Here is a 24,719-nt window from a genome sequence, read left to right as displayed (position 1 = left end):
ATAGTACAAAGCACAGAACATTTAAAGGAGATGATGAAAAATATAAAAATACTCCAATAACCTTTCAATCGACGAGTTATTTCATAGATGTAAAAAATCTAGGGAAAAGGGGAAAAAAGATGGGTATTCGTACAGGTGAAGATTATATTAAAGGTTTACAATCAAAAAAACCAGAGGTATGGATGGAAGGCCGAAGGATCACAGATATAGTAAATGAACCGGTATTTAAACAACCAATTAAAGAAATTGCTAAATTGTATGATATGCAGCATGATCCAGAATATCAAGATAAAATTACAAGTATTTGTGAGGAAACAGGTGAACGAGTATCTAACGCTTTCATCGTACCAAAAACTTATCATGACTTAATGGCACGTAGAGCGTTATATGAAATTTGGGCTAAAGCAACTTATGGGTTAATGGGAAGAACGCCAGACTTCTTAAATGTAACAGTAACAGCAATGGCCAGTACACCTGAATTCTATGCGAAATATAACCCGCAATGGGCTGAAAATATTCAAAACTATTACAGGTATATTCGCGATAATGATTTGTTCCTAACACATGCAATCATGAATCCACAAACAGACCGAACCAAATCATCTAAAAATCAAAAAGATCCATATACACATCTAGGTGCTGTCCGGGAAACGGAAGAAGGCATTATTGTCCGGGGTGCAAAAATGCTGGCGACGCTTGCGCCAATTACGGATGAAGTAATTATTTATTCATTCCCAGGATTCAGACCTGGCGAAGAAGATTATGCAATATCTTTTGCTGTTCCAATCGATGTACCAGGGTTACGTTTGATTTGCCGTGAACCTGTGCAAGATGGGAAACGCTCAATCGTTGATCATCCATTAGCATCAAGATTTGAAGAACAAGACGCAGTACTTGTGTTTGATGATGTTCTAGTTCCATGGGATCGAGTGTTTATCTATAAAAATATTGACGCTGCTAATAAAATCTATTCGGAAACCGGTTTAAGTCAAAACATGCATCAAGCAACAGTTCGAGGATTGATTAAACTACAATTTGCACAAGAAGTTGCCTCAAGTATTGCAGATTCAATCGGTGTTGATGGATTCTTAAATGTGCAAAACCAGTTAGGTGAACTGGTACAATTTGTTGAAACAATTCGAGCATTATTACGTACAGCAGAAAACGAATACAATGTTAGGTCAAATGGAGAAGTCGTACCAAATCCATTACCATTGGAAACCATTCGTGGTATTTTACCAAAAGCTTATCCTCGTGCGATTGAAATAATTCAAACAATTGGCGCAGGTGGATTACTAGTACCACCAACCAAAGCTGATATGATGGCATTGCCTGATGATATTGAGCGCTATTATGGCGGTCGTGAGGGTGTATCTGGAGAAGAACGTTTACATTTATTTAAACTTGCATGGGATCTTACTATTGAAGGGTTCGGCCAACGATTAGTACAGTATGAGCGCTATTACTCAGGTGACCCAGTACGTAAGCTCGGAATGTTTTACAATATGTATAAGAGACAAAACCCTTCTTTTCCACTTGTAGAGCGTGCACTAGCAGAGTCTAAAACAAGTGAGAGTGAAAATAAAGTTAACGCTAAATAAGGTGAGGTAATGGTATGGACATTCACGAAAGTGAAAGTATTCAATTTTACTAATATACCTAAAAAGGATTAAGTTGAAAACATCATTTTTAGTAAGGGAGATATGATTCAATGAAACTAGTAAGTTTTTGTCATGGAGAAATAGAGAGCTTTGGAGCAGTTATTGATAATGGAGTAATAGATTTAAAGAAAAAGTTTAATAATGAATTTGCGGACCTAAAAACATTTCTTGAAAAGGCGAATGTAGAAGACTTAAATATCGATGTTAATGATGTTCAGTATTCATTAAACGATGTGACACTGCTGCCGGTTATTCCGAATCCAGAGAAGGTCGTTTGTGTTGGTCTAAATTATCATGCCCATGTAGAAGAGTGCGGAGAAACGACAACCGAAACACCGGTAATCTTTTTTAGATACCCAAGTTCTCAAATTGGACATGAAGAAAATCTCGTTCTTCCTAGAGAGTCTTCACAACTAGATTTCGAGGGTGAAATAGCAGTTATTATCGGGAAAAAGGGAAGACGGATTAGCGAAGAAGATGCCTATAATCATATTGCAGGTTATGCATGTTATAATGACGGTTCTGTTCGTGATTGGCAACTTCGAACTAGTCAGTGGGCTCCTGGTAAAAATTTTGACGGAACAGGTGGTTTCGGGCCTTGGATGGTGACGAAAGAAGATATCAAAGATGATGAAGTATTATCATTAGAAACAAGAGTAAATGGTCAAGTAATGCAAAGTTCTTCTACAAATTTGCTGATTTTCTCTATCCCTAAGTTAATCGCATTTATTTCAACCTTTACAACGCTAAAGCCTGGAGATGTAATTGTAACTGGAACACCTGGTGGAGTAGGGCTTAAGCGCGAACCGCAAATGTTCTTAAAAGATGGGGATGTTGTTGAAATTGAAGTAAGTAAAATTGGAACTTTACGTAATACGGTAAAGGCTGAGTAAAAAAGTTTTCAAGGTGAAACTTTTACAAAGGAGAAGATATGATGTTAAAACCTAGTAAACTTGGTTATGCTGAACTTGCTGTTAAAGATATGGAAGGAATGACGGATTATTATTCAGAGGTTTTAGGGTTTACATTGATGGAGGAAGATGAACAGGGTAGAAAATACTTTAGTTCAGGTCTTGATCATCATAATATTATCTTAACACCTGTGAATGATAGCAATCTATTATCGATAGGCTTTCAGTTAGATAAGGGTATTTCTCTTAATGAAGCACAAAAAGAACTAACAAAGCTTGGAGTTTCTTCTAAGTTAAAATCTGATTCTCAACCTGGTGTACCAGAGTTGCTTGAACTTAAAGATCCTGATGGATTTACTGTACATCTTTACTCAGAAATTGATATGCCGGCACCACGATTCAAAGAGAAAGGGATTATTCCAAATAAACTAGGACATTTAGCATTAGCCTCTATGAATCCATTAAAAACAGCAGATTTCTATAAGGATGTATTAAAATTTTATTATACAGACAAAATCGATGAACGAGCGAATTTCCTAACATGCAATACCGATCACCATGTTTTAAATGTTTCAAACCTAGGGAAGCGTATTGGTCAGCCCAATCTATATCATATTGCTTTCGAATTAAGAGATGCTAGTCATCAATATTATGCATTTGATGTGTTAGCAAAAAACGATATTAAAGTTCTTTGGGGACCAAATCGTCATACAGCAGGCCATAATATCGCAGCCTATCATCACGATCCTGATGGAAATTTAGTTGAGCTATTCATTGATATGGATCAGTTAATTCCAGGTTTAGGCTATTTTGACCCACGACCATGGCACGAGGACTTCCCGATGCTCCCGAGGTATTGGGATGATAATTCTCAGTGGGGAACAAAATTTGAAGAAACCTTATTGGACTATGCATCAAAGAAATTCGACAAAATTTCTAACTCCTAGTAAAATTATTAAGTTTTCTTATCTTTCGTAGCCACTAATTTTATATCAAACTAATAAAAAAAGAGGTGGAATATCTCTTTTTTTATTAGTTTCTTATCTGTTGTTCATATGCATCCCCAATTTGATAGAGTATTGCTTCTGAACGATGCTTTCCGATTAATTGAAACCCGATTGGAAGTCCAGTTTTGGACAACCCACAAGGGATGGACATTCCCGGGTTACCAGTATAGTTTGTTGGTGCAGTAAGTCTTAAAACAGCACTTCTTACAGGCTCAGAATAATCCCCTATCATTACTTCTCTTTGGTTAATGTCAGTTGGGAGGATGGGGAGGGTTGGTGTTAATAAAACATCTATATTAGTAAATACTTCATTATATCTATTCGTTAATTCCATTCTTTTTTGTTGTGCCAAGACATATTTATAAGCTGGTAGGTTTTGACTAGATTGTAATCGTTCAAAAACTTCTTCATCGTAATCAGAACCCCGTGTTCGGATATTTAGTTCATGTACGGCATAAGTCTCAGCTTGAATGGTTATTGCTTGAAACTTGGCAATATCCTCAATTGCTTGAATCTCCACTTCTTTAAAAATAGCGCCGAAATCTTGATAAATTTTTATTACTTCTTCGATGGCTTTTGAGACTTCTTGATTGATATTTTTAAAATAGTAAGAGGGAAGTCCAATTTTTTTTCCTGTTATGCTTTGTCCGATAAAACGAGTATAATCTTCTTTCGATTTGTGAAGGGAATGGGGGTCTTTTTCATCGTATCCTACCAAAACATTTAACATCGCAGCATTATCTTTTACTGTTTTGGTCATTGGACCAATATGATCTAAAGTATATGCTGTGTTATATGCACCATACTTACTAACAAGCCCAAATGTTGGTTTCATCCCTACAACACCACAGGCAGCAGCTGGAATTCGAATTGAGCCCCCTGTATCAGTACCTAGTGCAGCATATGCCATATTTTTTGAAACAGCAACGGCTGAACCACTACTAGAGCCCCCTGTAATTTTATTTGGGTTATAAGGGTTTCGGCAAGGTCCGATTAAAGATCGATCACCAGTTGGCCCATATGCAAATTCATGAGTGTTTGCTTTACCGATAATAATCGCACCAGCAGCTTTTAATTTTTGGACAGCTGTTGCATCGAAATTCGGAACAAAATCTGTATAAACTTTTGAGCCCATAGTCGTACGGATTCCATCTGTAAATATCACATCTTTAATAGCAACAGGAACCCCATGCAACGGGCCTTTAACATTCCCTTTGCTAATTTCCTTCTCTGCGATGCATGCAGCCTCTAATGCTTCCTCCTCACAGATAGTAATAAAAGCATTATAAGCAGAATGATCTTTAATGTTTCGTAAACAAAGTTCAACGCTTTCTTTAGGCGATAATTTTTTAGAAATATATGATTCTGTTAATGTTAATAGATTCATCATTTCCTCCTCTTTTATAAATGGCAAATAGCCTTTTTACGTATTTTAATAGATAACCCATAATGTTAGAACAGCAGTGTTTAAAATAGTGAAATTTAAGCTATTTTTATAAATGCCTACATGTGTATTATAAACCTGATTTATTCATAGTAATTTAAGAATGTGCATTAAATCCCTGTACTCTAGGCTTTCTTGGCCAATTTGATTCTGCACTAAATAAATGCAAAAAAGAATCCATTTCTGTTAAAGTTTAAGTAACCACACAAAAACATACAGAAAGGATTCTTATATGGTTACTTTAACGAAAAAAACGCTTGATTTCAATCGCAAAATTAAATTGTCAAATGATGGAGGCTCTCTTTCCTCCGATACAGGTGAATTTCTTTTTAGAGAATTCGATGAAAAAATCGGTTTTTCAAAGACTTTGGGTCAACATTTAAAGCTGAATGATTCGAGAGCTTATTATCTTCATTCAAACGAAAACTTGTTGCGCCAAAAGATTTATCAATTGATTGCTGGGTATGCTGAAGATGACGCTGCGGACCAATTAGCAAAAGATCCTGTTTTTACACAAGTTATTGGTATACCAGCACTTGCTTCACAACCAAGCTTATCTCGCTTTTACCCTCGATTTGATGAAAAATCGATTGAACACTTAAATCAAGCGAACCAAGAATTACACGATAAAATTCACGCTTTCCGAAAAGCAGAGGCATTATTCATTGACCTAGATTCTACCCATTCCGATATGTATGGTGAACAAGAATCTTCATCTTATAATGCACATTATGGAACAATGGGCTTTCATCCTTTGGTTTCCTTTGATGGTGCCACCGGCGACTTTTTGAAGGCGAAACTTCGTCCGGGAAACGTCTATACTTCCAATGGGGTGGTCGAATTTATTCAGCCTTTGATTGAACATTACAACGAAACATTCCCTGAAACGAGTTTGTTCCTACGTGGAGACAGTGGATTTGCTGTTCCCGCCTTATATGAATTGTGCGAAAAGGAATCCGTTCATTTCATTATCCGGTTAAAATCAAATCCCCAACTACAGAGTCTAGCGAAAGAATATCATCCTTCTTCTGCACCTGTAGACATTTCAAAAACGGAATGTTTTTTTGAAGAAACCCTTTATCAAGCAAAATCATGGTCGAAGCCTAGAAAGGTCATCATCCAATCAGTGCGACCTGCAGGTGAATTACTCTTTACGCATTCCTTTTTTGTCACCAGCTTCGAATTGGCTTCTCCTCAAGATATCGTCCGTGCTTATCAAAAAAGAGGGACGATGGAGAACTATATCAAGGAAGCTAAAAATGGTTTTTACTTTGATAAAATGAATAGCCATTCTTACCTTGTTAACGAGGTTAAGATGATGTTGACTCTTCTAGCTTATAATCTAACCAATTGGTTACGCACCCTTTGCTTTCCTGAAGGGCAAAAAATGATGCAAATTGACACCATACGTACACGAATAATCAAAGTAGCCAGTAGACTAGTAAAATCAGGTAGATCTTTATGTTTTAAATTATCTTCGAGTTTTGTATACCAGAAGTTCTTTTGGAACGTATTGGGTCGGACTCAAAAACTTCAGATTGAATAGCCTATCATTAGCCTTTTGACAACTAAAAAACAGTTTTTTTGGTCAAGGGAGAAGTCTGCCCAAAATTCGAACATTCTCGTTAAATAGTGCAGTTAATTTAGCGAGAAGTTGCAAATTTCAAAATGAACCTATGAAATTTCATTTACTTTCAGGTTTACCAACGTGATTTCATAGGGCTATGAATATTTCGGGATAAAGATTATTATCTTAAAATTGAAAATAATTTGAATATTATGTAATATATAATAAAAACATTCAAAGACATTTTGGATAAGTACTGTATAGGAGTGTGGGCCATTATGATTACTTCGGTTAGTAGAGTTTGTCAAATATTGAATTGCTTTTCACCTGAAGAGCCAGTACTGGGAAATGCGGATATCGCTGACAAATTGGGTTTAAGCAGAAGTACAACACATCATTTAATATCAACACTGTGTAAAGAAGGAGTATTGATAAGAGATGTTAGTAGAAAGTATCGTTTAGGATGGAAGGTGTTAGAATGGACAAATAGCGTGATGTTTCAACAGGATTTTTATGATAAGGCTATGCCGCTTGTGAAAGGGTTAGTAGAAAAGTTCAAAGGAACTGCACATATAGCGATGTTTGATAATGGTCATGTAGTAAATGTTCTAAGAATTTCATCCGATGATTCTGATTTCCTTCCCACATACCTTGGATCAAGAATGCCCGCCTATTGTACAAGTGCAGGGAAAGCATTACTTGCTTACAATGAATCTTATTTTCAATTAACAATAGAAAAAGGATTATCAAGACAAGGTCCAAACACAATTACAGATATTACAACTCTGAAAAGAGAATTGGAATCTGTCCGAGAACAAGGATATTCGATTAGTAATAATGAAAATACTACAAATACTTTTGCAATTGCTGCTCCAATTCTATCTTATTCAGGGGAAACAATTGCCTCTGTTAATCTTGTTGGCCTCCCAGACTATATGGCAGGTCTTGACCGAAGCTATATTATTCAAAGTGTTGTGAAAATGGCAAAAAATTTATCTAGGGAGTTAGGCTATATTGAAGTTTAAAATAAATGAAAGTATTAAAATTCCCTAACTTTATAAGGGAAACAAATGAACAGAATCTTTGTTTATCAACAGTCATTAATTTATTTACTGTGTTAACCTATCGTTCTAAACATAGGCTACCAAGATTATTATCTTTAATTGAGTCATCTTTTATCCGATAAAACACTCACCAATGTTTATGCTTTTGAAGGCTGTGAGTGTTTTATCGCCTCCGAATTATTACTATTCTCTTTTAAATCTTACATTCTTATATTAGGAATCACACTTTATTTCTTCAATAGGCTATTTGCCTCCCCTGAACAATATAAATCAAATTTATATATATTTATTAAAAAACAGGTGAAGTTTCATAATATTAAACTTGAAAGGTGAGAATTTTTCGAATTTTTTGTTATTATAAGTTAAAGCAAAGACGGGGTTAATATTTGATTTCGATAACTAAGGCTATACTTTGCTGAACAATATAACCTATTGGTGAGTTTTCACTAATGAAATACAAAATGGGGGGATTAATTTATGAAAGTTACATTTTTGGGAACAGGTCTACCTTCTCCAAATCCAGATCGATGTGGACAAGGCATCCTTATTTGTCATGAAAATCATAAAATCCTATTTGACTGTGGGCCTGGAGTGAACCGTCAAATTATTGAATCTGGCTTGGAGCATAACAGTATCAATCATCTTTTTTTCACACATTTGCATTGGGATCACTTTGGAGACTACGACTCCTTCGTACAAACTGGCTTTATAACTGACCGTGAAAGGACTTTGGAAGTCTACGGCCCATTAGGAATTGAAGAAGTTACTGATTTGCTTTTCAACAAAGTATATTATCGAGATCTAGTTTACAGAACAAATATGAGAGGTCCAGGGGCATGGAAATCACCTGTAGTAAAGGAAATATTCGGTGGGATAGAAATTCAAATTGGTCCATTTCAAATAAAAACATTTCGTGTTCATCATGGTGAATTTGTAGATTTTTCATTAGCTTTCAGGATTGAATGTGAAGGAAAATCCGTTGTTATTTCAAGCGATACGGCTCCTGTTTTAGGTTTTAGTCAATTTGCTAGAAATTGTGATTTACTTATTCATGAAGTATTCCCTGGAAAGCCATCGCCTCGATTATTAAGAGAGAATAATCCTGATTTAACTGCAGAGGAGTTAGTTAATAAAATGGGGCACTGTTCGCCGCGTCAAGTTGGGCAGATTGCTCAAGAAGCACAACCAAAAATGCTTATGCTAAATCATCTTCCTCCAGTTTTACCGAATGATTTAATAGAACAAGTGAAAGCGTATTTTAATGGGGATGTCATGATTGCTAAAGACCTTATGGAAATAGATGTTCACATGGATAGTAAGATCGATTCTCTTCAGTCCCAGACTGTCACACCAACAAAATAAGAGGCAATCTTTAAATAAAATATATTTAAAAAAAGCGGGGGATGACGATGATAAAAAAACATTTATTTTTAAGTTTTACAGTCATAATAGTCTGTGTATTAGCTCTTGTAGGTTGTGGTAATGACCAAACTGGTTCAAAGTCTGCTTCTTCAGAAAATGGGGAAGTATCCGGCATTGTTCCTAGTTATGTTGCGAATGCTGGAGGCGCTGTTTATCGGACATCAGCTGCAATCGCGAAAATCTTTTCAGATGAAGGGCTCATGCCAAATGTACAATTTTCGGTAGAAGCAGCAGGTGGTTCACCTGGAAATATACGTTCAATTTTAGAAAAATATGAAGAAGGTAGAGCTGCGATTGGAATCGTTTCTTCAAGAGATGGAGCGCAAGCATACAATGGTGAATATGAACACGTTCCTGGTGAGCATAAAGAATTAAGAGCGATTGGGTATGTAGACACTGCGAATATTCACGTAGTTGTACCTGCGGATTCAGATATTAAAACATTTTCTGATTTAAAAGGAAAAGATATTGCTGCGCCTCCAGGTGCCGCAATTGAAGATACATTAAGAGAATTATTAGCTAGTCTTGGGCTTCAAGAAGGAAAGGATTATCAATTTCAACCGTACAGAAATGCGGAGGTACAACAAGCTATGCAAGATGGAAGTTTAGATGCTGGTGCCATAACAGACCTCATTCCATCTCCAGCTATTAAAGAAACGATGTCATCAACAGATATCCGAATCCTTTCTTTAAGTGAAGAAGAAGCAGAAAACTATTTAAATGAATTTGCACCTTATGCGGGAGTTAGAAAGATACCAGCAGGCACATATGATGGAATTGATGAAGACATCATCATACCAGCATTTACGAATCATTATATTACTCATATTGATACTCCTGATGAATTAGTAATTAATTACCTAAAGGCCATGTTGGATTATCCAAACGAATTGAAAGCGATTGTTCCGGGATCAGAAATTAGTAAAGACAATATCGTTGAAGGGATTGAAATGCCTTTACATCCTGGTGCGGAAAAGTATTTGAAGGAAATTGGGGTATTAGAATAAGAAAATGATTGTTTTCTTTTCGGAGTACAAACTGTTGTACTCCCTCATTTTCTCATAAGGGAGTGATGATGATGAACAAAGTTATCGGATGGACAGTAGGGAGTATAGCAATATGTATGGCGTTGTTCCATCTATATGCAGCAGGAGTACAACTTTTTCCAGCTCTTCAACAGCGCTCAGCACATTTAGGATTTGCACTAGCGTTAACCTTCCTTATTTATCCCTTTTTCAAAAAAAACATAAAGAGTGATGGCGGTACGTTAACGATTCAAAACCGTCTTAGTTTATCAATCAATATTGTTTTTGCCCTGATAGCAGCTGCGACTGCTCTATACATTTTTACGAATCATATCGAACTAACTAGATCCTTAAATACACCGTCCACACTCGTTGTGATAATGGCCACCTTCCTTATTTTAATGACATTAGAGGCTGCACGAAGAACGGTTGGTTGGGGTCTTCCAATTGTTGCCATTATTTTTTTGGTTTATGCGTTTTATGGTCAAAATCTGCCTTTGATGTTTGCACACACAGGATATAAATTTGAAAATATAGTTACTCAAGTCGGGTTAAGTACTGAAGGGATTTTAGGAATTCCCGTCGGAGTTTCGGCAACTTATATTGTCCTTTTTGTTATTTTCGGTTCTTTACTTGAACGTTCAGGTGCTGGGCAGTTGTTCATGGATTTAGCAATGGGCTTAGTAGGACGTTTTCGAGGAGGAGCAGCGAAGGTTTCAATTGTATCGAGTGCTTTTTTTGGAAGTATAAGTGGGAGTCCGACCTCAAATGTTGTCACCACAGGCGTACTTACCATTCCTTTAATGAAAAAAGAAGGATATAAGTCAGAATATGCAGGTGCGATTGAATCGATAGCATCCACGGGTGGAATGTTTCTTCCTCCTATTATGGGTGCCGTATCTTTTTTAATTGCCGACTATCTTGGAGTTGCCTATTCAGAGGTTGTTTTTGCCGCGATTATCCCGGCAATCATGTATTTTATGGCTGTGTTTATTATGGTTGACTTAAGAGCTGGCAAAATGGGGTTACATGGAAAAAAAGTTTATGAAGGGCCGGACTTAAAAAAAGAGTTAAGAACGAAAGGTCATTTGTTAATCCCACTAGTAATTTTAATCTATTTACTATTAATTGAAAAAGCAAGTCCTACACTTTCTGCTTTTTGGGCTACATTGTCCATTCCATTTTGTACCTATTTACGCAAGGAAACGAGGATGGGACTCAAAAAAATTATTGAGTCATTGCAACAAGGTGTTAAGTTTTCTTTAATGGTCGTATCTGCTTGTGCTTGTGCTGGGATTGTGATTGGGGTCATTAATATGACCGGAATAGGTCTACGTTTGTCCGGTATAATGGTTAATTTAGCTGATGGCAAATTATTTATGTTGCTACTGCTTACGATGATTGTTTCAATTGTACTTGGTATGGGTCTACCACCTGTTGCATCCTATATTATATTATCCGTGTTTGCTGCACCATCCATGATTGAATTAGGAGTTACACCTATGGCAGCACATATGTTTATCTTTTTCTTTGCAACTTTAGCTCACATTACACCACCAGTGGCTGTTACAGTGTTTGCTGCAAGTGCGGTAGCTAATTCGCATCCTACAAAAACTTCACTCATTGCTTGCCGTTTGGGCTTAGTAGCATTTATTGTTCCTTACTTGTTTGTATACGGACCGGAACTATTACTTAATGGTTCAATCGTAAATATTCTTTTAGCAGGGCTTACAGGTATGATGGGAGTTTTTATTTTATCAGCAGCATTAGAAGGATTTTTGAAAAACCATATTAGTTTGTGGACGCGGTGTATTATGCTAATCGATGCAATCTTATTGATGTCAGTAGGATTTGTAAGCGATTTAATTGGGGTATTTCTCTTCATTTTTATTCTCTTTTACGAATTAAAAATAAAGAAATATGAGGATAAAGTACCTACACAATCATCAAGTATAGGGTAAGGAGTTCCAAGTTTCTTCATTTATATTTGCACATAAAGTGGATTATTGATTGTTTTCCGTTAAAACTTCACTTCAGTAACGATAAGGAACTCGTTGCGAACCAGTTTAATAAATAACTAGAATAAAATACAAGGAGGATCATGTCTTGGATGAAAAGTTAACTCGTTATAACTCAGCGGATGCTATGTTGGAGGCACTACAGGAAACAGGTATTTCCTATCTATTTAGTAATCTTGGAAGTGATCACCCAGCCATTATTGAAGCACTTGCAAAGGCGAAATCCAAGAATATTCCACTTCCGGAAGTCATCATTTGTCCGCATGAATATCTCACATTAAGTGCGGCACATGGTTATTATATGGTGAGTGGTCAGGCCCAAGGAGTAATTGTTCATACCGATGTCGGTACTCAAAACTTGGGTGGCAGCCTACACAATGTTTATCGGTCGCGTGTTCCGGTCTTCATATTTTCAGGGGAAACGCCTTATACGATGGATGGGGAGTTACATGGTAGTCGCCTTACTCCAATTAATTACTTGCAAAATGTATACGATCAACGCGGAATCGTCAGGAACTATGTGAAATGGGAAGGCGATATTCGTACGGGTTTAAATACGAAACAACTTGTTTATCGGGCAATGCAGCTTGCTAATAGTAATCCTAAAGGTCCTGTTTACTTAACAGGTGCAAGAGAGGTACTTGAAGAAGAAATAAAAATTCTTCCTAATGAATATATTAAATGGAAACGAATGGAAGCTATGCCGTTACCAGCAGCAGGAGTTGAAGAAATTGTCCAGTCTTTAGCTAAAGCGAACCACCCGGTTATCATCACGAGTTATCTTGGAAGAAACGCTGAGAGTGTTGGGCTATTGACACAATTCTGTGAACGCTTGGCCATTCCCGTAATTGAATCAAATAGTAGTTATCTTAACTTCCCAGGGAATCACCCACTACACTTAGGTTTTGAAGAAGGTGAACTCTTAGCAGAAGCAGATGTTATTTTAGTCATTGATTCAGATGTTCCTTGGATTCCAGCAGTTAATCGTCCGCAAAAAGATTGCAAAATCTATCATATCGATCTAGACCCAATTAAATCCGAAATACCTTTGTGGCATATTCCAGTTGATGCGTTATACCAAGCCGATTCTTATCAAGCCTTACTTCAACTAAATGAACATACCGAAACAATGGACCTAAATAAAGGTTCGATACAATCCCGTTACGATCGACTTTCATTGAAACATAAACTACAGCGAAATAATTGGGAGCAAATGGAGGCTTATCCAAGCAATGGAGCCATTACTCCCGAATGGCTCACTGCTTGTGTCAGGGAAATTGTGAATGAGGACACCATCATTTTAAATGAGACAATCACCAATTCACTCGCTGTTATGCGACATTTGCCTCGCACCAAGCCACTTACGATGTTAGCCAATGGTGGCTCATCCCTTGGTTGGAATGGTGGAGCAGCAATTGGAGTGAAAATGGCAAAGCCGGATAATACCGTTATTAGTTTAACTGGCGATGGATCTTATTTATTTAGTGTTCCTTCGTCTGTCCATTGGTTATCACGGCGATATAACGCTCCGTTTTTAACAGTGATTTATAACAATCAAGGATGGAATGCTACAAAAAACAACCTGTTAAGAATGTATCCAGATGGTATTGCCAAAAGAGATGATCGTTATTGGGTGAATTTTGACCAACCGGCAGATTTAGCAAAAATTGCCGAAGCTGCTGGTGGAGCTTTTGCGGTGACCGTGTCCGATCCAGCTAAATTGAAGGAAGCGTTAAAACAAGGGATAGAAGCGGTGAAATCTGGTCGTTCAGCAGTTATTGATGTGAAACTTCAGCAGATTTCCGAGCAAAGAGACTAGTTTCTTATGTTCATTTTGTCTAGTATTCGCAACCCAAGACATAATAGAGTCTATTTTCAGAAAGATATTTAATAAGGTAGGAAGGTACTATTGTCCTAGATTAAGCAGAAATAAAAGAAGAGATAATCGTTGGTTTTCTGGATGTAGATTTCATTAATAATATAGTTGTTAAGCTTGAAAAATGGTAAAAAACAAACATTTTCTTGAAAATTTCAAAAATAAAGGGGGATTGTTTTAATTGAAAGTTCATTTTTTTATTAATAACAAAGACATAGAAACAAACCAATATACCGAAGTGAGAGATCCAGGGAGACTTAGTGAGGTTATTGGTGAAGTTGCGGTTGGAACTGTTCATCATGTTGATCAGGCAGTAAATGCTGCACATCAAGCCTATCTGTCATGGCGTAAAGTCCCTCTGGATGAAAGAGTTTCATTGGTTTTACAAGTAGCAGATCTTTTGGAAAAAGAATGCTCACGATTAGCTGAAATTATCTCGAATCAAAATGGAATGTTGCTTGAAACAACAAAGGTTGAAATTGGGATGGCCGTTTCCAATATACGAAATACTGCAAGTTTTGCTGAGTCTTTTTTTAAACCGATGGAAATTGGTGATGAGACGAGCTGGGTGAGGCTTGTAAAACGACCTATGGGGGTAATTGCGGGAATAGTTCCGTGGAATGCACCATTGTTGTTGACAATTCAAAAGTTGGCCCCATGCTTAATTGCGGGAAATACTATGGTAATTAAACCTTCTCCCTTCGCATCCATGGGAGTCACCTTGGCCCTGAAAAAAGCGGCAATGCTTTTTCCGCCAGGTGTAATTAATGTTGTAACTGGGGAGGGAGATGTTGGAGAAGCACTAACTTCACATCCACTTGTTCGGAAAATCTCGTTTACGGGTGGCGGACCAACTGCAAAATATATTATGAAATCAGCAGCTGAGTCATTAAAAGGAATCCATTTTGAATTAGGTGGAAATGATCCAGCAATCGTATTAAGCGATGCAAATCTTGATAAAGTTGTCCCAGATATTGTAAATGGAGTATTTAGGAGATCAGGTCAATTCTGCTATGCAATTAAACGAGTTTTTATACCTAACACAATATATGATGAATTTTATGAAAGAATGTACCATATTACCAATCAGTACAAAATTGGGCATCAGTTAAATCAAAATGCCACGATTGGACCAGTTAATAATCAACAACAATATGAAAATATTAAACGTTTAGTTAGAGGACTGAAAGATAGCCAAGCTAATCTCGTGGAACTTGGTGAAAAATTAGAACCCGAAAACTGGGAAAATGGCTATTATTTAAGGCCTGTAATTGTTCGTGATATACAACCTGATCATGAGGTTGTTACATGCGAACAATTCGGTCCAATTATTCCTTTAATTTCGTATTCAACAGAAGAACAAGTGATCCAAATGGCAAATAGTACCGATTATGGACTTGGATCAACGATTTGGACAGCTGATGAGGAGCGTGCATTGGAGATAGCGGAAGAAATTGAGTCTGGAATGACGTTTATTAATACGGCTTTCCAAACGCCACTTGGTTACAAATACATCCCTTTCAGCGGTGTGAAACAAAGTGGTATTGGCCGTGAAAACTCAGAAATGGTGTTTGATGAGTATGTTGAAACGCATGGAACTAACTTGCTTAAAAAATAATACTCACATTTAAAAGGGGGGCTTAGCATGGAATTGAAGAATAACATTCGAATTGACAAGGGAAAAACAGCATTTTTAATTATTGACATGCAAAATAGTTATTGTCACCCTAACGGGAGTATAGGTAGAAATGGATATAATAGCACAATGATGAATGCGACAATTCCTAAAGTTAAAGAATTGCTAGAAGTTAGTCGATCTAATGGTATTTTGGATATATGGACTATTCAAAATCATTATCAAGACGATAAAACAAGATTTAACAGACTTATCCCTCCCCATACTCATAGATGGAAAGCAGGATCACCAGCTTTAAAAGATACTTGGGATGCTAAAGTGGTCGATGAGCTGAAAGATTTCATTAATAATGATACAGAGTTAATAACTAAGCATAGATTTAGTTCTTTTTATGACACAAGATTAGACACTCTTTTAAGAATGAAGGGAATTACTACTTTAATCATTGCTGGAGTTGCTACTACCCACTGTGTAGAAACAACTGTAAGGGATGCTTACCAGAGAGATTATGACGTTATTGTTGCAGGAGAGGCTGTAGCAGGACAATCATTAGAAGACCATGAGTCAAGCATAAGGTTAATAAATAAATTATTTGGTGTGGTATTAACTAATACACAAGTGATGAGTTTAATGCGTGGAGAAGAAATTTCTTATGACTTAAAAATTGAATCTATGGTAAATGAATAATAGCAATTAAACCTTAATATTCATTGCATAAGGTATGGGCCATTTGTTTTATTCACTTAATGATTAAAGTGCTAGTAAACAATAAAAGAAACTCAATATTATACCTCGAGTAAAAAAGGGTGGTAAGTGTGAGTTTAACTAAGATTAAAAGCGTGCATCGGATTCATTACGGGAAAGATAAGAACCAGTTTGGGGATTTAAGAGTACCAGAAGGGAAGGGGCCTTTTCCTGTTGCAATTCTTATTCATGGAGGTTTTTGGAAGGAAAAATCTAGTTTAGATCAAATGAATAAAATAGCAGAAAGTTTAACAAGAAAAGGTATTGCAACTTGGAACATAGAATACCGCCGCGTAGGACAAGAAGGTGGAGGCTGGCCAGGCACTTTGCAAGATAATGTACAGGCCGCGGACTATGTACGAACGATTTCAAAAACTTATCCACTTAATTTAGATCGTATTATTACTATAGGACATTCAGCAGGCGGGCAATTATCTTTGTGGTTAGCTGGACGACATCAACTACCAGCATCGAGTATTTTAAGAACACCTAATCCTTTGAGAGTAAAAGGGGCTATAAGCCTAGCGGGAGTATGTGATCTTTCGCTTATGTACGAAGTACATCAACTAAAAGAACTTATGACTGGAGTTAAAGACAACCCTACTAAGGACCTTATAGGAGGAACTCCTAAAGGTTTCCAAGAAAGATATGATGAGTGTTCTCCTATTAAACTTTTACCTATTGGTGTTCCGCAAATATTAGTTCATGGCGCACTGGATATCAACGTTCCAATCGGGATTAGTGAAAAGTATAAAAACTATGCAACAGATTCGGGAGACATAGTCACGTTGAAAAAAATTGATAGTGCAGAGCATTTTAAAATTATTGACCCTGATTCAAAAGAATGGTCAATGTTCGTCGATGATATTCTATCTTTGATATCATCAGTAGGCTGAACTCAAATTGAATGATTAAACTCTTAATATACTAAATATCAAGAATATATTGATAATTTATTTTATCTGAATTTAGATTAGGAGGAAGGAGTATTATGACAGACATATTAATTGAAAAAAATATTGTATATAGTACTGCAGAAAAAGATTTGCTGACTGCAGATGTATACCGCCCGAGTAAGGGGGAGGATTTACCAGCTGTATTACTGATTCATGGAGGTGCCTATCAAGTAGGGTCTAAGGAAATGTACTCTGAATGGGGACCGATGTTAGCTGAAGAGGGCTTTGTCGTAATGGCGATTAATTATCGTTTGGCTACCAAAAATAAACCTAGTTGGCCTGGTGTAGTTGATGATGTTTATCATGCTCTAAATTGGTTGGTTAGTAAGGCAAATGAGTGGAACATAAATCCATTAAGAATCGGGATCATTGGTGATTCTGCTGGAGCACATCTTGGAAGTCTATTAGCTTTTAAAGCCGCTTCCCATCCAAGCATTAGGATTGGTGCTTGCGTAGGTGTATACGGTTTGTATAACTTAAAGGAAGAAGGGTCAGAAAGACTTAATCAGATTATAAAGCAGCTATTGGGGAAAGCTTACGGTGAGGACCCAAACCTTTATCATGACGTATCGCCAATTGATTATATTGATGAGATGGAATTTAGTCCTACATTTGATACTAGTTTTCTAGTTTTATGGGGAGGGGAGGATAATATCGTTCCTCCATCTCAATCAGAGAACTTTGTAAAGAGATTACAGGAAAACGAGATAAATGTTCAAACCGTTGTTTTTCCTGATCAAGGTCATTTCTGGCTAAATCTTACTCCTGGATTGAAAGGAGGAAGCCTGAGTGATTATCCAAATATCGAAGCAGTCCCCAAAATACTTAAGTTTTTAAAAGAAACCTTATGTTTACCACAGGTAAGTAACTATTCAAAAAAACATATTAGGAGATTAGTCCATTTACAATAAGTATTAATTTAACTGAAAGTGTTTATAAAAATGGATTTAACCTTTTCTTAGAAATATAGATGCTACTACTTAACAAAAATTAAAAATGAATTTATGGGGGAATGGATATGCATTTTAGAAATAAAATTGGAAGATTGTTTTTGTTGTTTCTCATATTAACAGTTATTACGGCATGTTCAAATACAAGTGGAAGTTCATCATCCACAGCAAATGATGAAAATAATAAGGAAATTAAAACGGGTGACAAAACAGTAAATATTGCCTTCTCCTTATATTCTTCAGAAAACGATCTATATTCTGTAACATTTAGAGAGTGGGCTGAGAAGGTTGAAGAGGAAACGGAAGGACGAGTTAAATTTACTCCTTATTATTCTGGGCAACTTTCTTCGCTTTTTGACACACTCGATTCGGTAAAAAGTGGTACGGTTGACGGTGGACTTTTATCTGCAGGTGCAAGTTCTGGACAAATAGATGCTGTTAGCCTTTTGGAGCCTTTAGGGGTGTTTAGAAGCGAAGAGGATTTTAAGGAGTTCTATGAGGATTCATTATCTGTAATGATGGATATTTTTCAAGAAAATGGTGTAGAACTTTCATTTTGGACAGTTAGTAATACACAGTCCCTTATTGTGCACCCTGATAAATTCATTACGAATCCAGACCAAATGAAAGGGATGAAAATTAGAACGGCAGGTAGATGGCAGGCAGAACAAGCTGAAGCCCTAGGTGCGGCTCCTGTAACGATGGATCCCGGTGAATTGTATTTAGCGCTACAAAATAAAACGGTAGACACAACCGTGCAAACTGTAAACTTAACAGAATCCTTTAAATTATATGAAGTAGCCCCAAAGATGTCGCTAGCAAATATTTCTGCTAATGCAAATATGTTCATTCTAAATTCTAAAGTTTGGGATAGTATCTCAGATGAAGATAAAGAGGTCATTCGAAATATTTCAATAAATGTCGGCTTAGAAAGCTATAGTACTTATGCTGAACTAGAAGAAACGATTCTGGATAGAATGGCTGAAAACGGGGCTGAAATTAACCCTCTGACAAAAGAAGAGGAAGATAACTTTTTAGAAATCTATAACTCTATTACACCAAAAATAGTTGAGAATGTTGGGGATCAAGGGAAGGAACTAAATGAAATATTAAAAAATTACCGGTAAGTGGTGAAATCATGCTATTTATTCATTACCTAAACAAAATGTCAAGTTCGATTAATTCAATATTCAGAAAAACAGCCGGGTTATTAGTAGTGATTATTGCAATATTAATTTTCCAAGATGCGATTTTACGTTACTTCTTTAATAATCCTAGTTCATGGGTATTAGATATATCAAGATATTTACTAGTTTACATTGTCTTTCTCTCATTGGCTCCTGCACTTGAAGGAGGACATCATGTAAGTGTAGATATATTTAAAGAAAAAGGACCTATATGGATGAGAAAGTTTTTAGAAACGATTGTTTTTCTATTAACTACTATTTTTGGAATGATTTTATTTTGGAAAACACTAGGTACAACGATTGAAGTAATTCAAGACAATAGACTATTTCCTCTACAAACTTCAATACCGATGAAATACGTCTATTTCATAGCACCGATAGGTTCACTTCAATTTATTTTAACGGCAGTATGTATATACATTAAAACTCTAACCGTTCAGAATCCCATTTATAACGATGCGATAGGAAACGAAAATGTTAGAGAGCTTGATTAGGTTTTATTGATGTATTGTAAAAATTTTTCTTTACTGGTAAGGAGTATTCCATAAAGAAATCAATTGAAAAGGTACTTTTTAATGAACAATAATGGAGTGAATAGCTATGGAAATACTAATGTTCAGTGCTTTTATAATTGTACTTTTAGTGTTATTGGCAACAGGACTTCCAGTAGCAATCTCACTTGGAATCGTTGGTGCGATATTTGGGGTAACTATGATTTCTCCGGGGATGCTTGACCAGTTGTCATTGATTGCTTTTAGCCAATCAAGTAGTTTTGTGTTTATCATTGCACCATTATTTATCCTTATGAGCGAAGTAATTTCTAATTCACGTATTGGAACTCAGTTATTTCAATCGACCCAATTATTACTTGGGAGGTTACCAGGTTCACTTGGTATGGGTGCAGTTTTAACTTCGACAGGATTTGCGGCTGTTTGTGGGTCAAGCCCTATCACAGCAGCGACTATCGGAAAAATTGCAATTCCCGAGATGAAGAAATTGGGTTATAGTCAAAAGTTGGCGCTTGGGGCCACAGCAGCAGGTGGAACTTTAGGTATTCTTATTCCTCCAAGTATTGCATTGGTTCTTTATGGGATTATTACTGAAACTTCCATTGGTGATTTATTTATTGCTGGAATTATACCTGGAATTTTAATTGCATTCTTACTCTGTTTAACTATTTTTGTACTAGTATTAAAGAATCCTTCATTAGCTCCGAAAATTAATAAAAAGGTAGGTTTGCGCGTCAAACTTCGATCTTTAGTACCTGTGTTCCCTATATTAATCCTAGCTTTGATCGTAATGGGTTCCATTTATTTTGGTATTGCTACACCAACAGAGTCTGCTGCCTTTGGGGCTGTCGGTGCAATTATTATTGTATGGGTGATGAAGCAGTTAAGTTTTAAAAGTATGTCTACCATTTTATCAAATACTATAAATACTACTGGTATGTTCTTTTTGTTAGTTATTGGGGGAGTTTTCGCTTCCTTTATTTTGACTAGATTGGGAATCCCTCAAGGGTTGGCGAACTTGGTATTAGGCTTAGATATTCCCGGATGGGCAGTCATTCTGATAATTAATATTTTTCTAATTATATTAGGAATGTTTTTAGACCCTATGAGTGTACTAGTCGTTGTTATTCCAATGTTTTTTCCAACAGTAGTAGAGTTAGGATACGACCCTGTTTGGTTTGGAATTATGGTTACGATTAATGCGGAGATAGGTGCGATAACACCACCGGTTGGATTAAACCTCTTTGTTTTAAAATCAGTTATTCCTGATGTGAAGATGTCGGAAGTCATTTCAGGTTCGTTAATTTTTATTGTCCCTCTTGTAGTTAGTTTAGTAATGGTTGTGTTATTTCCTGAATTAGCATTATATCTTCCATCAATTATTAAGTAAAAAGATAGTGTATTTTGAGACTAGGTCCGTTCACCTACTTATAGATGCTAACCAGATTTGGTTAGCATTTTTTTTGAAAGATAAGAAGGATAAAATTGGGGGGCCACCAAGCCTTCATGCTGTAGTGTAGTGTTTCGTTTTATGGAGACAAAAGAAAACACAGTGTAAAAGGGTTTGATAAGGGCGTAAAAGACCGCGAAATTAATTTAGTGTTTATAATCGACAAAAAACAAGGTGATAAAGGGGCTAACGCCACTAAAAATAGGACTTTAACACATTAGTGAGCGGGGGTCTGACCTGAAATTCTCTAAAAGTGAAATATTTAGGTTTGAAAAGGAGCAAAATCTTTCCTTATTGGTTCTTTAATATGCGTTTAAAGTCTTTTATTTCACTTTCGTGCTTTATAGAACGTGCTGCTAAAGTATCAATGACCAGTTGTTGGTCTTCTAGTGTATCTTTAAGCACCGCTGTCTTTTGATCAATATGTTTCTCTATATGTTCGAAGTAAGGTCCCAGACCGTTGATAAGATTATCTTTAATACTTGATATGTCTTTCTTTAGTTCTTGTTGTTCCTCTATAAGTTTTTGTTGACCTCCTTTAAGTTCTTGTTGTTCCTTTATAAGTTTTTGTTGACCTCCTTTAAGTTCTTGCTGTTCCTTTATAAGTTTTTGCTGACCTACTTTAAGTTCTTTTAATTCATTCAGAATTAATTTTAGTGTTTCTTCCATATAAAATCACTCCGATTTGTTTTTTATATTATAACACGGTTAAGTCAAGAAAAAATGGATCTATTATTTGTTTGATTCACTCTTTTTCTGATAAAAAAGCTGAAACAACGAACTTCTTCGCAATCCTTCTTGTATATTAAAATGACAAATGGATGGGGAACTAGAACCCATTGCCAGATTGATGTAGTTACAAGGAGAAAACAATCAAATTCTATGTTAAAGTTTAGAAGAGATTATGAATTTTTTTGCGTAAAGTAAAGAGTGAATATGAATCAATTTTAGTGGAAAGAGACAAAAAGGGGAGTTAAGATTGAAATCAAAATTAATATTTGTCATTCCAATCATGGTTATCGTTTTAGCTATCGCAATCTGGATGCTTAATAAGGATTATCCAGAAATACAATTAGGAATTAGACTAACCATATCAATAGGAGCTGCACTAATTTCAGGAGTAATTTCGTATTTTCTTTTTCCAGAAAATGAAGGAAAGAAACGGTCTTGATAATAAAAAAATAATTAAAACAGGAGCAGGGATTTTCTCAATCCATTTTTTACTTCAGGTAACTTATCTCTTGAAACATAAAAATCAGGTGTCAAATCAGTTGTTATTGGTATGAAAAATGGCAACTGGGAGAATTATTTTATGGGATGAAGAGAGGATAACAATAAATTTACATAATGATATTATTGTATACTCATTCAGAGCCTTCTACAAAAAAATACCCAAATAATTGGTCACTAATTATTTCTGTTAATTTAGCGATACTTTAACACATTAACGCTGAATACTTTAGCTGAGCGGGGGTCAGACCCGAAACTACAACTACATGCAAAAAGACCGGGGCCCCGGTGTTAAATGTGCATGTCTTTATGAAAAACGGGGTCGATTGTATTTGGAAGATTCCATTGTTTTTTTAACGGGATTTGATGTTCTTGAAACAGTTTTTGTAGTTCTTCCATAAATACACCTCGCATCTGATCACAGGATGGGCTACTTTGAATCCCGAGAACACCGATAATTTCATAGCCACAACGTCGATATTCTTCAAGTTGTTCTATCACTGGGGTTAAAATTTTTTGGCAATGCGAGCGATATTCGAACGTATCATATTCCTCATACGTCATCGGTGGGCGATCTAAGCCTAAAAATGTAAATTCAGGACAAGGGAGTTGAACAACCCCGAAGCCTTCTTCTTTGATCCAGTCCAATGCGGAAGGTATCGCTCCCATCGCGCGGGCTTCTTCCTCGATTACCGTATTTTGATTTATAATACAATGGGAAACTAGAAGAATCTTTTTGCTACGCTGCATGATTCTTTGATCCTTTATACGTTTTTAAGAAACTAGGAATCTTTGAGACGATGAACACAACAAGTAAACACGTTACGATTTTATCGACAAAGTTACCGGTAATTCTTGAAATAAAGGTAGAAGCGAATACACTTTCACCCGTTGCCCGTAGCCATAAGACAATGATATCCATCCCACTTCCGTCAAGTCCTCCGGTAAGCGCGATGGCAATCGGAGTACCGATTAGTGGGGCAATAATCGCTAACATGATTCCTGTGATGACGGCAATATACCACTTCATAAAATTAAACTTTCTGGCCATTAAACCGACGACAATAGCTACTGCAACATTGACAATTCCAAAAAAGATAGCGGTAGGAGAAGCGGTTATTCCTAAAATCACATTCGTTAGTAATCCCACCAAAGCTCCCCACCAAGGTCCAAATAATACAGCCATTAAGACTGTTCCCATCGTATCAAGAAATAACAGTGGGATCTTTAGTGCGGAAACAGCCGTGCCAAGTACCACATTTAAAACAATACAAATCGCTCCATAAGTTAAGATCATCGTTTTCCCTTTTTGCATCTTGATGCCTCCTATTCGTCTCCGTAACATTTCAAATCCTTCAAAGCGTTCATTCCAAGTTGATTATATTAGGTTTGTTTAAACAATAAAATACGATTATTCGATACTATCAATAACCATCTATCTATTTTTTAGATACATAGACCTAGTTTTTCCGACTCTGTAAGGCTTGAAAGCAGTTTCGGATAGATTGTTGAAGTGGCTAAAAACGACTGTGTAATTTTAATTAGAAGGGCGAAGGATATTCAAATGTTGGTTGTGGAATTCTAGTGATAAATTCCAACATTGTGAGGATATTAGATAAAAAAGTACATTCGATTGATTTGGTTTTTCGTTCTCTTGGCCCCAATAACGGTACATGCCGAAAAGAGTATGCCCATTTTAGTCTATCATTCGATTGATGAATATACAGGTCAAGGGTCGAAGGAGCTTTATGTCACTCCCATACAGTTTGAGAAACAAATGACCTATTTGCGTGATCATGGCTTTACCTTATTAACATTTGAAAGATGGCCAGAAAGAAAGCAGGTCGAAGAAGTTAAAAATATTATCAATTTGGTTTGACAACAACTCCGGGACCTTTTAAAGAAAGCGGAATCAAAGACGAACAGTTCTATCTGCCGCGAACGTATATCAAATATTCAACAACCATTGATGACTATGCCAAGATTGTCGCGGGCGATTGATGAAACGAAGGATAGAGAGTCCATCGGAAGGATGGACTCTCTTCGTTATTATTATTCACCT

The 24,719-nt window shown here is 36.4% G+C and carries 22 protein-coding genes; 18 read left to right on the top strand and 4 right to left on the bottom strand.

Going from position 1 to position 24,719, the window contains the following annotated elements:
- Window positions 1–119 precede the first annotated feature (119 nt).
- The 3 genes from GNT69_RS21735 to GNT69_RS21725 all read left to right on the top strand — a co-directional run bounded on the left by GNT69_RS21735 (window position 120) and on the right by GNT69_RS21725 (window position 3,519).
- Complete coding sequence (locus GNT69_RS21735) at window positions 120–1,601, top strand: 4-hydroxyphenylacetate 3-hydroxylase family protein (protein WP_203557093.1); 1,482 nt, start codon at window positions 120–122, stop codon at window positions 1,599–1,601.
- Window positions 1,602–1,711: 110 nt separating this feature from the next.
- Window positions 1,712–2,554: a fumarylacetoacetate hydrolase family protein gene (locus tag GNT69_RS21730; RefSeq protein WP_203557092.1), complete on the top strand. Its 843-nt coding sequence runs from the start codon at window positions 1,712–1,714 to the stop codon at window positions 2,552–2,554.
- A 38-nt stretch (window positions 2,555–2,592) separates the two neighbouring features.
- Window positions 2,593–3,519, top strand: a complete 927-nt coding sequence (locus tag GNT69_RS21725) for a VOC family protein (RefSeq protein WP_203557091.1) — start codon at window positions 2,593–2,595, stop codon at window positions 3,517–3,519.
- A gap of 85 nt (window positions 3,520–3,604) precedes the next feature.
- On the opposite strand, the gene GNT69_RS21720 is transcribed toward GNT69_RS21725, so the two are convergent.
- Window positions 3,605–4,966 carry an amidase gene (locus tag GNT69_RS21720; RefSeq protein WP_203557090.1) on the bottom strand — a complete coding sequence of 454 codons (1,362 nt, stop codon included), beginning with the start codon at window positions 4,964–4,966 and terminating at the stop codon, window positions 3,605–3,607.
- Between the two features lie 289 nt (window positions 4,967–5,255).
- Here GNT69_RS21720 and GNT69_RS21715 point away from each other — a divergent pair, with 289 nt between their 5' ends.
- From GNT69_RS21715 to GNT69_RS21655, 13 genes are all read left to right on the top strand, one after another.
- Window positions 5,256–6,569, top strand: coding sequence for an IS1380 family transposase (locus GNT69_RS21715; protein ID WP_203557089.1), 1,314 nt, complete (start codon window positions 5,256–5,258; stop codon window positions 6,567–6,569).
- 299 nt (window positions 6,570–6,868) lie between these two features.
- Complete coding sequence (locus tag GNT69_RS21710; protein WP_203557088.1) at window positions 6,869–7,615, top strand: IclR family transcriptional regulator; 747 nt, start codon at window positions 6,869–6,871, stop codon at window positions 7,613–7,615.
- A 516-nt stretch (window positions 7,616–8,131) separates the two neighbouring features.
- On the top strand, window positions 8,132–9,016 hold the full coding sequence (locus GNT69_RS21705) for an MBL fold metallo-hydrolase (protein ID WP_203557087.1): 885 nt from the start codon (window positions 8,132–8,134) through the stop codon (window positions 9,014–9,016).
- 47 nt (window positions 9,017–9,063) lie between these two features.
- Complete coding sequence (locus GNT69_RS21700) at window positions 9,064–10,083, top strand: TAXI family TRAP transporter solute-binding subunit (protein ID WP_203557086.1); 1,020 nt, start codon at window positions 9,064–9,066, stop codon at window positions 10,081–10,083.
- Window positions 10,084–10,154: 71 nt separating this feature from the next.
- Window positions 10,155–12,062, top strand: coding sequence for a TRAP transporter permease (locus GNT69_RS21695; protein WP_203557085.1), 1,908 nt, complete (start codon window positions 10,155–10,157; stop codon window positions 12,060–12,062).
- Between the two features lie 145 nt (window positions 12,063–12,207).
- The gene (locus tag GNT69_RS21690; RefSeq protein WP_239094396.1) at window positions 12,208–13,938 is read left to right on the top strand and encodes a thiamine pyrophosphate-requiring protein; all 1,731 of its coding nucleotides are present in this window, start codon (window positions 12,208–12,210) and stop codon (window positions 13,936–13,938) included.
- A gap of 238 nt (window positions 13,939–14,176) precedes the next feature.
- Window positions 14,177–15,613 (top strand): aldehyde dehydrogenase family protein, encoded by a 1,437-nt coding sequence (locus GNT69_RS21685; protein ID WP_203557084.1) that lies wholly within the window; start codon window positions 14,177–14,179, stop codon window positions 15,611–15,613.
- Between the two features lie 27 nt (window positions 15,614–15,640).
- Window positions 15,641–16,318: a cysteine hydrolase family protein gene (locus GNT69_RS21680; RefSeq protein ID WP_203557083.1), complete on the top strand. Its 678-nt coding sequence runs from the start codon at window positions 15,641–15,643 to the stop codon at window positions 16,316–16,318.
- A gap of 128 nt (window positions 16,319–16,446) precedes the next feature.
- Window positions 16,447–17,271, top strand: a complete 825-nt coding sequence (locus GNT69_RS21675; protein WP_343206543.1) for an alpha/beta hydrolase family protein — start codon at window positions 16,447–16,449, stop codon at window positions 17,269–17,271.
- 95 nt (window positions 17,272–17,366) lie between these two features.
- Window positions 17,367–18,242, top strand: a complete 876-nt coding sequence (locus GNT69_RS21670; RefSeq protein ID WP_203557082.1) for an alpha/beta hydrolase — start codon at window positions 17,367–17,369, stop codon at window positions 18,240–18,242.
- 107 nt (window positions 18,243–18,349) lie between these two features.
- Window positions 18,350–19,408: a TRAP transporter substrate-binding protein gene (locus GNT69_RS21665; protein ID WP_203557081.1), complete on the top strand. Its 1,059-nt coding sequence runs from the start codon at window positions 18,350–18,352 to the stop codon at window positions 19,406–19,408.
- Between the two features lie 11 nt (window positions 19,409–19,419).
- Entirely contained in the window at window positions 19,420–19,962 is a 543-nt protein-coding gene (locus GNT69_RS21660; RefSeq protein WP_203557080.1) for a TRAP transporter small permease, read from the top strand.
- A gap of 106 nt (window positions 19,963–20,068) precedes the next feature.
- Window positions 20,069–21,367 carry a TRAP transporter large permease gene (locus GNT69_RS21655; RefSeq protein WP_203557079.1) on the top strand — a complete coding sequence of 433 codons (1,299 nt, stop codon included), beginning with the start codon at window positions 20,069–20,071 and terminating at the stop codon, window positions 21,365–21,367.
- A gap of 351 nt (window positions 21,368–21,718) precedes the next feature.
- Here GNT69_RS21655 and GNT69_RS21650 read toward each other — a convergent pair whose 3' ends face one another.
- Window positions 21,719–22,096, bottom strand: coding sequence for a hypothetical protein (locus tag GNT69_RS21650; RefSeq protein ID WP_203557078.1), 378 nt, complete (start codon window positions 22,094–22,096; stop codon window positions 21,719–21,721).
- 310 nt (window positions 22,097–22,406) lie between these two features.
- On the opposite strand from GNT69_RS21650, the gene GNT69_RS21645 reads away from it, so the two are divergent.
- Window positions 22,407–22,598, top strand: coding sequence for a histidine kinase (locus GNT69_RS21645; RefSeq protein ID WP_203557077.1), 192 nt, complete (start codon window positions 22,407–22,409; stop codon window positions 22,596–22,598).
- Window positions 22,599–22,948: 350 nt separating this feature from the next.
- On the opposite strand, the gene GNT69_RS21640 is transcribed toward GNT69_RS21645, so the two are convergent.
- Together GNT69_RS21640 and GNT69_RS21635 are read right to left on the bottom strand one after the other, a co-directional pair.
- Window positions 22,949–23,407 carry a CD3072 family TudS-related putative desulfidase gene (locus GNT69_RS21640; protein WP_203557076.1) on the bottom strand — a complete coding sequence of 153 codons (459 nt, stop codon included), beginning with the start codon at window positions 23,405–23,407 and terminating at the stop codon, window positions 22,949–22,951.
- Complete coding sequence (locus GNT69_RS21635; RefSeq protein WP_203557075.1) at window positions 23,397–23,972, bottom strand: CD3073 family putative ECF transporter S component; 576 nt, start codon at window positions 23,970–23,972, stop codon at window positions 23,397–23,399. Before GNT69_RS21635 ends, GNT69_RS21640 begins: the two co-directional genes overlap by 11 nt.
- A 339-nt stretch (window positions 23,973–24,311) precedes the next feature.
- Between GNT69_RS21635 and GNT69_RS25720 the strand changes: the two genes are divergently transcribed.
- A complete protein-coding gene (locus tag GNT69_RS25720; protein ID WP_239094395.1) occupies window positions 24,312–24,536 on the top strand; it encodes a hypothetical protein in 225 nt (74 codons plus the stop codon).
- Window positions 24,537–24,719 lie beyond the last annotated feature (183 nt).

Source organism: Bacillus sp. B15-48, assembly GCF_016879755.1.
GTDB lineage: Bacteria > Bacillota > Bacilli > Bacillales > Cytobacillaceae > Mesobacillus_B.
Note: the sequence above shows the minus strand (reverse complement) of the source record. Positions and strands in the feature narration are given on the sequence as shown.